This is a genomic window from Pseudomonas sp. ICMP 8385, from assembly GCF_002699915.1.
Lineage (GTDB): Bacteria > Pseudomonadota > Gammaproteobacteria > Pseudomonadales > Pseudomonadaceae > Aquipseudomonas > Aquipseudomonas gessardii.
Window position 1 is genome coordinate 92,668 of record NZ_LKBY01000056.1, and the last position, 12,286, is coordinate 104,953.

Genomic DNA, 12,286 nt, shown 5'->3' on the forward strand with positions numbered 1-12,286 from the left:
TTAGCTGAGCAACACCACCCCACCCGGCAGTTCCGTGCACTTGGCCCCATAGGCATCGCGAATCAGCAACGCCACGCCCGCCAACTGCTCAAGGCTGAAGCGCGCATGTACCCGGCGCTGGCCCAGTTCGCGGTTGAGCAAGACCAACATGCCCGGGCGATAGCGGTTGATCTCATCGATCACCCTCTCCAGCGTGGCGTTATTGAACACCAGCACCTGTTCCCGCCAGGCCATCACGGCCTCGGTGTCCACGGCCACCACGGGGCCCAGCCCTGCCGCGTCGTAGGTCAACTGGCGCCCGCTGTCCAGGCGCACGCTGCGCCCCTCGACTTCAACCGCCAGCCAGCCTTCAATGCAGGTCACGCACACACTGTGGTCGGTATTGCGCACATTGAACCGCGCCTGGCTCGCACTCAGCCACCCCGCCCCCGCCTGTACCGTCAACGGCTGTGCCACCCGCACCTCAACTTCGCCTTCCAGCAGTTCGATGCCCTGCTCGCGCCGGCTGATGCGGGTCTGGGTGTTGAGTTCCAGGCTAATGCCCTCGCGCAACTCGACCCGGCGCTGCTCGCCCACCTCGGTGCGGTAGTCGGCGCTCAACCCGGCAAATCCACCGGGCACCGTGACGCGCACCATCGCCAGGGCCACCGAGGCGGCAAGCGCCCCGCCAAGGAACGCACGCCGGCCGAAGTGCCGGGGCGCCGGGGCCGGGGCCTGGGCCAGTGCCGGGGTCAATTGTTGCCACAGCCGCTTGGCGTGCTCAAAGGCCTGGGCATGCTCCGGGCTCTGGGCGCACCACTGGCGCAAGGCCTTGGCATCGGCCACGGTTGCCTGGCCCGAGGTCAGGAGGACCAGCCAGTCGTGCGCTTCACCGTGCAATCGGCTGTCGGGCGTGCCCCGGGCAGTGGGAAAGCTAAAAATATTCAAACGCGCAGGTACTCACGGATTATCAGGGACTCAACACTAAGACGGTTTTCCGGCGCCGGGACCGAACCGCTGGATGGCTTTTCTTTCCAGGCGCTGGGCGCAATGCCCCAGGGCCGCCTTGATTTCCTTCTCGACCATGCGCGTGGAAATGCCGAAACGCTGGGAAATCTCCAGGTGTGGCGCTTCCTCCAGGCGCGCGGCGATAAGGATCTTGCGGCGCCGGGCGGGCAGTTCGTAGAGGGCTTTGAGCAGGGACTGGAGGTCTTTCTGGCCGCCCACCACCCGCGAGGGGTCCTGGGCTTCGTCGCTGATGTCGAGCAACTCTTGGACTTCGCTGCCGGTCAGCAGGCGGGCATCGGCCTGACGCCGGTCGGCCGCGATGTTCAGGGCCATGCGGTACAGATAGGCATTGGGTTGTTGCAGGTTCGCCGGCATGTCCATGCGGTCGACCCGCAGGTAGGTTTCATGCAGGACGTCATTGGCCAGGTCCTCCGACCCCAGGCGCTTGCGCAAGCGCACCTTGAAGTCTTCGTAGGAGGCCAGGAACAACCTGACCATTGGCGTGTGCCCGGTCTCCTTCATGCCCCGGAAACTCCTTCCCGTGCTGTGCATTCCATGCGTTTTCCTGTGGTGTCGGGCATTAAAAGCAGGGTCAACGGCAACCGCATCGAACTGGGTGCCGGGCGTTCTATCCGGGTGCTGCCCAGGCTGCGTAGCAGCGCTTCATCGCGCTGCACATCGCCGGTGGAACTGACCAGGCGGCTGTGTTCAATCAACCCGTCACGGTTGACCCAAACCTGCACCAGCGCCCGGAAACTGCCGGGGCGGGTCAAGGGCGAACGGCACAGGCTGGCTTCGACCGCCTGCTGCAAGGCCGTGGCATAACTGCGGTTGAGCCGTGCGGCATGACGGGGCGACACCCCGCGGCTGGCCAGCGGCTGGCTGACTTGCGGCAACTGCAGGGTGAATGCATCACTACGTGCGTAACGCGCCATCAGGCCACTCCCTGTCAGTAACAGGCTCAGGGCCTGCTGGGCACTGTAGTGCCCGTGCACCCCCATCGAACGCCGCCCGTAGGTCAACTCGCGGTCCACCAGCACCGCCATGCCGGTCGCACGGCTGAAGGCCTCCAGGGCCGGCGCCAGGCTTTGCGCCGGCAGATCCAGGCGCAACACCGGCGGCTCGCCCGCCTGCACCGTGGGCAGTGGCAGCCACATCCAGGCCAACAGCAAGGCCAGGCAGCAGTGCGTGCGCCTCCAAGCCCACCGTTCGACCCCTGCTCTGCCTTGCGTCACGGCTGGCATGTCCTGCGAAAAGTGTCATCCTGAAGCCAATGTATGAACCTGATGTTACGGTGATAGCAAAAAAAACTTCACCGTTTCGACAGGTCCACGGGGCTAGACTGGCAAGCACGACCGGCCCTCTCCCAGGGCCTGCCAGGAGGCCCGGATGAAGCGATTGACGATGATCTTGTTGTGTGCGGGTTTACCTCTGCTCGCCCAGGCCACCGAGGCGCCCGGCGGGTGTGTCGAGGCCCGGGTCGACGGCTACAAGGCGCCGGACTATGCCTGCCTGAGCCAGCAGATGGGCAATAACCCACAAGGCACCAAGGCCGCGCAGAAAAACCGCGCGGCCCGGGAAACCCCGATCCACCTGCGCCAGCCCAACCAGATCGGCTTGTCGACACCGGCGGCGACCCGTGTGCGCATGGGCAATACCTTTGGCACGTCGGTCAAGCCGCAGCGGCCTTGATGTAGGCCAATAATCCACAATCGGTAGGAATATGCCGGGACTTTTGCCAGAATGCGCAACTTAGAAACATTCGCATTCGCAGGAAATTCCCATGCACGCCCTCCACTCGCTCCCCGCTGCGCGCCGTATCCTTGCCGTTGAGGATGACCCGGTGCTCGCCGCCCACCTCGACAGCCACCTGGGCCAGCGTGGCTTCGAGGTGACGCTGCGCCAGGACGGTGGAGAGATCGTCGAGCTGGCGCGCACCCAGGCTTTCGACCTGATCCTGATGGATATCATGCTGCCGGGCAGCAGTGGCCTGGAGCTGCTCGCGCAACTGCGCCGGCATCAACGGGTGCCGGTAATCCTGATGTCGGCCCTCGGCGACGAGCAGGACCGCATCAGCGGTTTCAGCCAGGGTGCCGACGATTACCTGCCCAAGCCGTTCAGCATGCTGGAGATGGACGTGCGCATCGATGCGATCCTGCGCCGGGTGGCCTATGAACATGAGGTGCCCGGCACGGCACGCAATGAAGACCCGCAACTGACGTTCGACGAACAGCGCACTGATGTGCACCTGGATGAACAGTGGGCCGAGCTGACCACCACCGAGTACCGGGTGCTGGAGACCCTGGTGGCCCATGCCGACGAGGTGCTGACCAAGGCATTCCTGTACCAGCAGGTCATGCACCGCGCCTATTCGCGGCATGATCGCAGCCTGGATATGCATGTCAGCCGTATCCGGCGCAAGTTGCAGGCCATCGGCTACACCGCCGGGCGCGTGGAGACGGTCCGAAGCACGGGCTATATGCTGACCCGGCTGGAGTCATGAGGCTGCCCAACCGCCACTCGCTGTTGTGGAAGTTGATCGGCTTGCTGGCGGTGTTGTGCCTGCTGGTGGTCAGCCTGCAAGTGGATGTGAGCCGGCGCATCTACGAAGCCACCGCGCGCTTGCCTGCCCCCACCCGGTACATCCTCAGCGAGTACGCCCGCCAGGCCGAAATGGCCTGGCGTGAACGCGGTGCGGTGGGGGTCGATGAGTTCCTCAAGCGCCTGCGGGCCCAGGAGCAGGTGTGGGCGGTGGTGGTGGACGAGCACCAGTCGCTGTCCTCCCAGGCCCTGACCACGCTTGAGCGGCGCAAGCTGGGTTTCGTGCGCGAGATCGACTGGCCAGTGGGCCGCCCGGGTGGCCGGCCGGCGTTCTACGTGCCGTTCAGCGACGGCGCCGCGCGCCTGGTCATGGAGTTGCCGCTGCACCTGGACCCCCGCCAGGGCCGTGGCCTGTGGGATATTTTGCTGCGCCAGGTCCTGCCGACCTGCCTGGCGCTGTTGTTTGGCGTGCTGTTGTACCGGGTGCTGATTTCGCCACTGGTGATCCTGCGGCGCCAGGCCAATGCCCTGAGTGCCGGTGACCTGGCAGCGCGGGTCGGGCCCCAGGTGACGCACCGCCGCGATGAGCTGGGCGAACTGGCCCGGGCCTTCGATCATATGGCCGAGCGCCTGGAAAATACCGTGGTCCTGCAACGGCGCCTGCTGCGGGACTTGTCCCATGAACTGCGCACGCCCTTGAGCCGGCTGCGGGTGGCCGGCGAACGCGAGCCCGAACCCGCCGCCCTGCGCCAGCGCCTGGAGCGCGAAGTACAAGGCATGGAACGCTTGATCGGCAACACCCTGGAGCTGGTCTGGCTGGACACCGAACGCCCGTCGATGCCCGTGGAGGCGGTGGAGATGGAGCCGTTGTGGGACCTGCTGCGCGAAGACGCCTGCTTTGAAAGCGGCTGGCCCCGCGAGCGCCTGCCCTGTGAGCTGCCCCCAGGCGTTTGGGTGCTGGGCAACCTCAATAGCCTGGCCCAGGCCCTGGAAAATATCCTGCGCAATGCCATCCGCCATTCCCCCGAGCACGGCGTGGTGCGCTTGAGCGGCGTGCTTGAGGGCGATTTCTGGCACTTGTGCATCCAGGACCAGGGCCCCGGGATCGAACCGGACCAGTTGGAGCAGATCTTCCTGCCCTTCACCCGCCTCAATGCCGCCCGCCCGGGCGGTGACGGTTATGGCCTGGGGTTATCGATTGCGCGCAGCATCGTGCAGTTGCAGGATGGCCAGCTGTGGGCCCAGAACACCACGCCCGGGCTGTGCCTGCATCTGCGGCTCAAAGTGTATAAGTTGTAAATTGCGTTTACTCCCATATGAGAATCACTAGCATTGGCGCCCTGAGTTTCTTGTGACCCACTCGATCTCCGGTGGAAACGCACTTATGTGGGAGCTGGCTTGCCTGCGATGGCATCTCCTCGGAATGACCTGATAGACCGAGGTGTCTGCATCGCAGGCAAGCCAGCTCCCACACAAGCCCTCTCCTGCAAGGGGATGTGGGTCGCCTGGTCTGACGCTGATGAGCCCTCCATGAAAAGCCAATCCCCTGCCTGGCCGACACTCTCGCGGATTGTCGCCGCGCTGATCGGCGGTTACCTGTTGACCTACGCATTTACCGCCGCCCTGGCGCGCCTGCTGCCCATGGATAAGGTGGATGCCCTGGTGGTCGCCAGCCTGCCGTCCTTCCTGATCTACACCCTGGCGATCCTCTGGGCCTTCGCCTGTCGCAACGCCTGGCGTGCCTGGGCCGGGATGGCCTTGGCGCTGCCCTTGGCCGTCATCGGGTTCTGGCCACACTGGCGCGAGGTGCTGGGATGAAACACAAGACACTGACCCAGGCCATGGCCTGGCTGCATACCTGGAGCGGGCTGGTGTTCGGCTGGCTGCTGTTTGCGATCTTCCTCACTGGCACCCTGGCGGTGTTCGACAAGGAAATCGATGGCTGGATGCGCCCGGAAATTCCCACCGCCACCCTGTCGCAAAGCGCCGCCGCGCAACAGGCCCTCGGCTATCTGGCGCGCCAGTACCCCACGGCGCGCACCTGGAATATCGGCCTGCCCGGCGAGCGTTCCGACACCCTGACGGTCTCGGCCGGCGAGCAACGGCGTGGCGGCGGCACGGTGCTCGACCCGTACACCGGCGAGCCCCTGGCCGTGCGCGAAACCGCCGGTGGCGGGTTTTTCTTCCGCTTCCACTTCACCCTCAACCTGCCGCGTGACCTGGGGATCTGGACCGTCGGCCTGGCCGCCATGGCGATGCTGGTGGCGCTGGTCAGCGGGATCGTGATTCACAAGAAATTCTTCAAGGAGTTCTTCACCTTCCGCCCGGCCAAGGGCCAGCGCTCGTGGCTGGATGCACACAATGCCACGGCGGTGCTGGTGCTGCCGTTTCACCTGATGATCACCTATACCGGGCTGGTGATTTTCTACCTGATCTATATGCCGGCGGCGGTGGACGTGCTGTTTGACGGTGACCGCGACAACCTCGGCCGTGCCCTGCGTGGCGCGCCCGCCGAGCAGCAGGTGCGCGGCGCGGCCAGCCACGCCGCCGAACTGACCGCCCTGGCGCCACTGCTGGCCGCAGCCGAGCGGGCCATGGGGCCGGTGTCGAGTTTGTCGATCCATCATCCCGGGCGCAGCACCGCGCGGATCGAGGCGCGCCCGGTGCTGGGCAATCGCATCGAGCTGACCAAGGGCCAGAGCATGCTGTTTGATGGGGTCAGCGGTGAAGTCCTGCGCCAACCCGCCGTCAGCCGGCCGAGCCTGCTGACCCAGAAGGTCATGGCCGGCCTGCACTTTGCGCAGTTCGGCGGCTACGCCATGCGTTGGCTGTACTTTATCTGCGGCCTGGCCAGTTGCGCGATGCTGGCAACCGGCGTGGTGCTGTTTACCGTCAAGCGCCGCCGGCGCCACGATGGCGAAGGCGCCGTGGGCGCCCTGCTCTACCACCTCGCCGAACGCCTGAATGTGGCGGTGGTGGCCGGGCTGATGGTGGCCTGCGTGGCCTTGTTGTGGGCCAACCGTTTGCTGCCCGTGGAACTGGCCCAACGGGGTAGCTGGGAGGTGCGGGTGTTTTTCCTGGTGTGGCTGTTGAGCCTGGGCCACGCCATTGTGCGCCCCTGGCGCAGTGCGTGGCGTGAGCAACTGGGCCTGGCGGCGGCGTTGTGCATCTGCCTGCCGGGGTTGAACCTGCTGGGGGAAAGCCGGGGCGATTATTTTTACCTGGAGTTGACCACCCTGGCCCTCGGCCTGCTGCTGGCCTGGCCGTGCTGGAAGCTGTACCAGGCGCCCAAGGAGCGCAGTGCACGGCGCGTGGCCAAGCCCCCTGTAGCGCAGGTCAACTGAGATGACCTTGATAACGGCAGTCTGGCTGGCCTGGGGTGGGATGCTGGGGTTATGCCTGGGGTTGGAGCGGCACTACAAACAGCTGTGGCAGCGCCCGCCCTCGCCCCGGATAAAGCGTGGCTTGCGGGCCATGGGCTGGGTGCTGCTGACGGCCAGCTTGGCCGTGAGCGTACTGGGCTGGGGCTGGGCCATGGGGCCGGTGGCGTGGTTTGGGCTGATTTCGTTGGCGGGGTTGAGTGTGGCGTTTCTATTGCCTTACGCCACACGCTGACGCCCTGCGGGAACGGGCTCAGTGAACGACAGCCCGGGTCACCAGAAAGCTCAACAGCTGCGGCTCGTCCTCCAGCTCAATGGCCTGCACCGGGCGCGGCAGGTTGTCCAGCACACTGCGCCAGAACGCCTGGGACACTTCGTCCTGGTCATAGAAGCGCACCAGCCAGTCAGCCTCGCCACTGCTCAGCACCTGGGTGGCCAGGGCGCGGCCAATGCCTTTGCGGCGGTAGCGTTTCAAGATAAACAGGTCGGCCAGCTCCAGGGCGTTGACTCCCGCCAGTTCGCTGCGTTCGATCAGCAGGAAGCCGGCGATGTAACCGTCCACCAGCAGCAGGTTGGCGCTCCATTGCGGGTCCTGCCAATAGCGCGCCAGGTGTTCTTCATGGATATAGAAGCGGCCGTCCAGCTCGACGTCTTCCTGCTCCCAATCCGAGGATTCATAGGCATAAAACTGGTAGAGGTTGCGGATCAGTTCGGCCTGTTCAGGGCCGGTCTGGATCAGTTCGACAGTGCTGTCACTCATAGCGGGGCTCACGCGGGCGGGGCGCCACAGTAGCGAAGGTCGGCGCCCCAGGCAAGCCGCTAGGCCTGCTGTTTGAGCCGAGGCTCCGCGCTCAACCATTGCCCCAGCTCGCGATGCACCTGGGGCGCCAGCAGTTGCCGATCCGCCATCCATTGGTCGTTGAACACCGTGTCCAGGTACTTTTCGCCGCCATCGCACACCAGGGCCACGATCACGCTGTGGGCCGGGGCGTGCCGGGCTTCGCGCAGAGCCTGGTAGACCACCCCGCCGGCCGAGCCGCCGAGCAGCAGGCCGTAATGCCGCGCCAGGTAGCGCGCGGTTTCAAAAGCCTGGGCATCGCTGACGGTGAGGCCTTTATCAATCAGTGTGTAGTCGACCACGGCACCGATTTCCGCGCCTTCGGGGGTGCCGGTGCCAGACTGGTGGTACGGCGCGCCGGGGCCGCCGAAGATCACCGAGCCACAGGGTTCGACCCCGATCACGTGCAAGTCGTGGACATGGCGTTTCAACGCACGCGCGGTGCCGCACAGCGAGCCGCCGGTGCCTACGGCGCCCACCAGGTAGTGGATTTCATCGCCCAGCACTGCGCGCAATTCCGCGGCCAGTTGCGTGTAGCCATTGGCATTGGCCGGGTTGTGGTGCTGGCGCGTCCAGTAGGCGCCCTGCTCCGTGGCAATACGCTCGGCGGTGGCATCGCGGTCGGCGGTGGACAGCCCGCCACCGGGCTCACCCACCCGCACCAACTGCGCCCCGAACGCTTGCATGGCCCGCAGTTTGTCGGGGCTGGCGTGTTCATCGACCACGGCGGTAAAGCGGTAGCCGCGCTCGGCAGCGAGCAATGCCAGGCCCAGCCCGGTGTTGCCCGAGGTCGACTCGACAATCCGCCCACCCGGCTTGAGTTGCCCCGAGGCCTGCGCCTCGTCGAGCATCTGCCGGGCCATGCGGATCTTGGCGGTGCCGGTGGGGTTGAATTGTTCCAGCTTGAGCAGCACACAGCTGCCGTTTTCGGTGACGCACAATTTGAGCAGCGGCGTATCGCCGATCAGTTCGGACAGGCAAGTCTTGATCATGACAACCTCTGGGCAGTATGAAAAACCGGCGCGGCGCTTACCCGGCCAGGGTCGCGACGGCGCGTTGCAGGCGGGTGAGAAACGCCTGGTTTTGTTCGGCCAGGCCCAGGGACACCCGGATAAAGCCGGTGTACCCCGGCTCGCGCCAGGCCTTGACGATGATTCCGTCCTTGAGCAGTTCGTCGACCACTTCCAGGGCGTTGCAGGCGGTGTCGACAAACAGGAAATTGGCCTGGGACGGCGCCACGCGAAACCCCGCCGCCTGCAACCCTTCGGTCAGGCGTTGGCGCTCGATGGCAACAAATTCACGACTGCGCGCCACGTGTTCCTGGTCGAGCCACGCGGCCTTGGCGGCCTCCTGGGCCGGTTGATTGACGTTGTACGGCGTGCGCACCCGGTGCAGCGCATCGATCAGGCTAGGGTGCGAGGCGATGCCATAGCCGATCCGCAGCCCCGCCAGCCCATACGCCTTGGAGAACGTGCGCAGGATGATCCACGGTCGCAACTGCGCACCGAGGATTGCCAGGGCGTCGGCGCCGTCCTCGACGAACTCGAAGTACGCCTCGTCGATCACCAGCAAGGTGTCGGGATGGGTCGCCGCCACCAGTGCGCTCAGCTCCATGGCCGACAGGGCCGTGCCCACCGGGTTGCAGGGTGTGCTCAACATCAGCATCTTCGCCGGTTGCCGCAGGGCCGTGGCCCAGGCCGGTAGGTCGACGCTGAAGTCATGGTTGAACGCCACCTTGTCCACCTGCGCGCCCATCATCAGCGGCAGGCTTTCATGCAGGCTGAAACAGGGGCATTGGGTGACCACCCGGTCCAGGGGATCGAGCAAGGCCAGGCACAGCAACTCCAGGATATTTTCCGAGCCGTTGCCAAGGATGATCCGCGCCGGGTCCACCTCCAACTGCCCACCGATCAGCTGCCGCAGCGCCCGGGCGCTGGGGTCGGGGTAGCGTTCCAACCCCGCCCCGCCCTGGCGCGCCAGCACCGCCGCGGCGGCCGGCGACATGCCCAGCGGGTTTTCGCAGTTGGACAGTTTGGTCACCGTTGGCGTACCGAGCTGGCGTGGATCGGCCCCCGGGTCATACAGCGGCAAGCGCCGCACGCTGGGGCGCACCAGCGCCTCGATGCGCTGTGCAGGATTAGATGGAAGCATTGCACACCTCGATGGCGCCCGTGCGCTCCAGGGTCTTGAGTTGCCGTTCAAACGAGACAATCAGCAGCAGCGCCGTGGCCGCCAGGCCCAGCGCCAAGCCGGCCCACACGCCAAAGATGCCGTAGGGGCTGACAATGCCCAGCAACCAGGCAGCGGGCAGCCCCACCAGCCAGTAGCCGAACAGGGAAATGCGCAGCGGCCCCGCCGTATCGCCGATGCCGCGCAGGATGCCGTTGCCGATGTTCTGGCTGGCGTCGAACACCTGCAGCACGATGGCAATCAACAAACCGGTGGTCATCAGGCGTACCGCATCCAGGTTGTTGGCGTGTTCGGTGCTGATAAACAGGCCGATCACCTGTTCCGGCAGCAGCGCATAGGGAATCGCGAACAGCAGCATCACCAGCACCCCGAGCCCCAGCCCCACGCGCCCCAGTTGCCGCGCACGCCGGTACTGCCCGGTGCCGCAGGCCTCGCTGATATGGATCGAGGCGGCATGGGAGATGCCCGCCGAAAACATAAACACGATGTAGATGATCTGGTTGAGCACGGTCTGCGCCGCCAGCGCTTCCATGCCCAGGGTGCCGATCAGCAGGGTCAGCACGCTGAAGAACCCGGCCTCGCTGGCATAGGTCCCGGCAATCGGCAGCCCGAGTTTCCACACCGCCTTGATCGCCGCCGGCGAAAAGCGCAAGTGCGCCAACGTGAAGTAACCGGCCAGGCGCCGATGGGTCAGCACCACGGCGAGGAACATCAGGAACGACAGCAGGAACACCACGGCGCTGGTGATCGCCACCCCCGCCAGCCCATACGCCGGGACGCTGAACTTGCCGAACACCAGCACATAGTTCAGCGCGGCCGTGAGGAAGATCGACACCAGGGTGATCGCCAGCAACGGCCCGGGGAACTTCAGGCCCACGGTAAAGTGGCGCAACGCCTGGAACCACAGGCAAGGCAACAGCCCGGGGGCAATGATCAGCAGGAAGTCCATGGCATTGGCCACCACACTGGCGTCCTGGCCCAGCCAGGTCAGCGGCTGGCGCAACCCCAGCAAGAGCGCCATAAACACCAGGCCGCTGACGGTCGCCCAAAACAGCCCCGCCACCAGCAGCGCCCGCACCTGGGCTTCATCGCCCTGGGCATTGGCCTGGGCCACCAGGTTGCTGACGCCGGTGACCAGCCCGGTGCCGGTGGTGCGCAACTGGTTGAACAGCGCGATGGCCAGGCCACCGGCCGCCAGCTCCTTGGCGCCCAGGGTGCCGAGCACCACGATATCGATGGTGGTCAGGGCCACATAGGCCAGGTTGGTCAGGATCAGCGGCAGCGCCAGTAACAGCAGGGCCCGGCTGTCGGCGCGCCAGGCGCCGGGTTGTGCGGTATTCAGGCTGACCATAGTTGGACCCTCTGCCCACGGTTCTGCGCCAGGGCGCGATCGGCCATCAGGCGGCCGAGGGCGACGTCGGTCACCACCATGCCGCTGTTGTAGGCGAACACCACATCGCTTGGATGGCGCCGGGCGGGCGCCAGGCCCAGGAGAATGTCCGGCAGTTCGGCGTCCACCGCGGGCAGGCTGCCGTCGGCGGCGGCCAGGTCGGCGCTGGTGACCTGCATCTGTGCGCTGTCGGTGGCGATGCGGTAGTCGGCGCCGTGCAGCACGTCGGCATCGATGCCATAGCCCACCAGCACCGCCACGGCGCCCGGCTTGAGCCAGGCCCGCTGTACTTGCTGGCGCGCCGAAAGCCCGGCCACGCCGAGGATGATATCGGCCTCGCCGGCTGCCGCCGGCAGGTCATCGACCACGATCACGTCGCGCAGCGGATAGTGTTTGCGCAGGGTGTCCTGCACCGCGCGCAGGCCCTCGGCGTAGTGCCCGTAGACATACAAACGCTCCAGGTCCGGCATGGCCGCGAGCAACATGGGCAACGCCACCTGGCCCTGCACGCCGGTGCCGACCACCAGGGCACTGCGGGCATCCGGGCACGCGGCCCGGGCCATCAACGCCGAAGTGGCCGAGGTGCGCAGCGGGCCGAGCTTGACCACGTCCATCAAGGCAATCGGACGGCCGGTGCGGTCATCACACAGAAAGATAAACGAGTGGAATTGATAGGCATCGCGGGTGCGCTGCGGGTCATGCTCGTACACCACCTTGAAGCCCACGGTGTGGCTGGCGCCATCGCGGCCGACCATCGAGTAGCTGATGGAATGGCGGTTCGCCGGTTCGACAATGGTCTTGAGCGGGTTCTGCGAGTCGCCGTTGCGCAAGGCCTTATATGCCTGCTCGACCACCTGCAGCACTTCGTGGTAACTCACCCCCAGGTCTTCGAGCGCGGCCTGGGGCAGCACCCATAGGTCGGCGGGGGCAGCGGGTTTGTTCAAACTGTTCACTCGGGGC

General features: G+C 65.8%; 14 protein-coding genes. 6 read left to right on the forward strand and 8 right to left on the reverse strand.

Annotation, left to right across the window (positions count from 1 at the left end):
* From AO268_RS07230 to AO268_RS07240, 3 genes are read right to left on the reverse strand one after another with little or no spacing between them, the layout of a single operon-like run.
* Positions 1-927, reverse strand: coding sequence for a FecR family protein (locus AO268_RS07230; RefSeq protein ID WP_099168294.1), 927 nt, complete (start codon positions 925-927; stop codon positions 1-3).
* A gap of 36 nt (positions 928-963) precedes the next feature.
* Positions 964-1,509, reverse strand: coding sequence for a sigma-70 family RNA polymerase sigma factor (locus AO268_RS07235; RefSeq protein WP_099168295.1), 546 nt, complete (start codon positions 1,507-1,509; stop codon positions 964-966).
* Positions 1,506-2,144 (reverse strand): secretin and TonB N-terminal domain-containing protein, encoded by a 639-nt coding sequence (locus AO268_RS07240; RefSeq protein WP_099168326.1) that lies wholly within the window; start codon positions 2,142-2,144, stop codon positions 1,506-1,508. Before AO268_RS07240 ends, AO268_RS07235 begins: the two co-directional genes overlap by 4 nt.
* A gap of 232 nt (positions 2,145-2,376) precedes the next feature.
* Here AO268_RS07240 and AO268_RS07245 point away from each other — a divergent pair, with 232 nt between their 5' ends.
* The 6 genes from AO268_RS07245 (at position 2,377) to AO268_RS07270 (ending at position 7,143) form a co-directional block, all read left to right on the forward strand.
* Positions 2,377-2,679, forward strand: a complete 303-nt coding sequence (locus tag AO268_RS07245; protein ID WP_099168296.1) for a hypothetical protein — start codon at positions 2,377-2,379, stop codon at positions 2,677-2,679.
* 91 nt (positions 2,680-2,770) lie between these two features.
* Positions 2,771-3,490 (forward strand): response regulator transcription factor, encoded by a 720-nt coding sequence (locus AO268_RS07250; RefSeq protein WP_099168297.1) that lies wholly within the window; start codon positions 2,771-2,773, stop codon positions 3,488-3,490.
* A complete protein-coding gene (locus tag AO268_RS07255) occupies positions 3,487-4,827 on the forward strand; it encodes a HAMP domain-containing sensor histidine kinase (RefSeq protein WP_099168298.1) in 1,341 nt (446 codons plus the stop codon). Before AO268_RS07250 ends, AO268_RS07255 begins: the two co-directional genes overlap by 4 nt.
* A gap of 231 nt (positions 4,828-5,058) precedes the next feature.
* On the forward strand, positions 5,059-5,346 hold the full coding sequence (locus tag AO268_RS07260) for a DUF3649 domain-containing protein (protein WP_099168299.1): 288 nt from the start codon (positions 5,059-5,061) through the stop codon (positions 5,344-5,346).
* Positions 5,343-6,872, forward strand: coding sequence for a PepSY-associated TM helix domain-containing protein (locus AO268_RS07265; RefSeq protein WP_099168300.1), 1,530 nt, complete (start codon positions 5,343-5,345; stop codon positions 6,870-6,872). The genes AO268_RS07260 and AO268_RS07265 overlap by 4 nt, the downstream gene beginning before the upstream one ends.
* A gap of 1 nt (position 6,873) precedes the next feature.
* Complete coding sequence (locus tag AO268_RS07270; RefSeq protein ID WP_099168301.1) at positions 6,874-7,143, forward strand: DUF3325 domain-containing protein; 270 nt, start codon at positions 6,874-6,876, stop codon at positions 7,141-7,143.
* Between the two features lie 18 nt (positions 7,144-7,161).
* On the opposite strand, the gene AO268_RS07275 is transcribed toward AO268_RS07270, so the two are convergent.
* The 5 genes from AO268_RS07275 to AO268_RS07295 are packed head-to-tail and all read right to left on the reverse strand — an operon-like array spanning position 7,162 to position 12,279.
* On the reverse strand, positions 7,162-7,668 hold the full coding sequence (locus tag AO268_RS07275; protein WP_099168302.1) for a GNAT family N-acetyltransferase: 507 nt from the start codon (positions 7,666-7,668) through the stop codon (positions 7,162-7,164).
* A 59-nt stretch (positions 7,669-7,727) separates the two neighbouring features.
* Positions 7,728-8,738 (reverse strand): PLP-dependent cysteine synthase family protein, encoded by a 1,011-nt coding sequence (locus tag AO268_RS07280; protein WP_099168303.1) that lies wholly within the window; start codon positions 8,736-8,738, stop codon positions 7,728-7,730.
* A 37-nt stretch (positions 8,739-8,775) separates the two neighbouring features.
* The gene (gene hisC / locus AO268_RS07285) at positions 8,776-9,897 is read right to left on the reverse strand and encodes a histidinol-phosphate transaminase (protein ID WP_099168304.1); all 1,122 of its coding nucleotides are present in this window, start codon (positions 9,895-9,897) and stop codon (positions 8,776-8,778) included.
* On the reverse strand, positions 9,884-11,287 hold the full coding sequence (locus tag AO268_RS07290) for an MATE family efflux transporter (RefSeq protein ID WP_099168305.1): 1,404 nt from the start codon (positions 11,285-11,287) through the stop codon (positions 9,884-9,886). The genes hisC and AO268_RS07290 overlap by 14 nt, the downstream gene beginning before the upstream one ends.
* Positions 11,275-12,279 carry a hypothetical protein gene (locus tag AO268_RS07295; protein WP_218927878.1) on the reverse strand — a complete coding sequence of 335 codons (1,005 nt, stop codon included), beginning with the start codon at positions 12,277-12,279 and terminating at the stop codon, positions 11,275-11,277. The genes AO268_RS07290 and AO268_RS07295 overlap by 13 nt, the downstream gene beginning before the upstream one ends.
* Between the last annotated feature and the right edge of the window lie 7 nt (positions 12,280-12,286).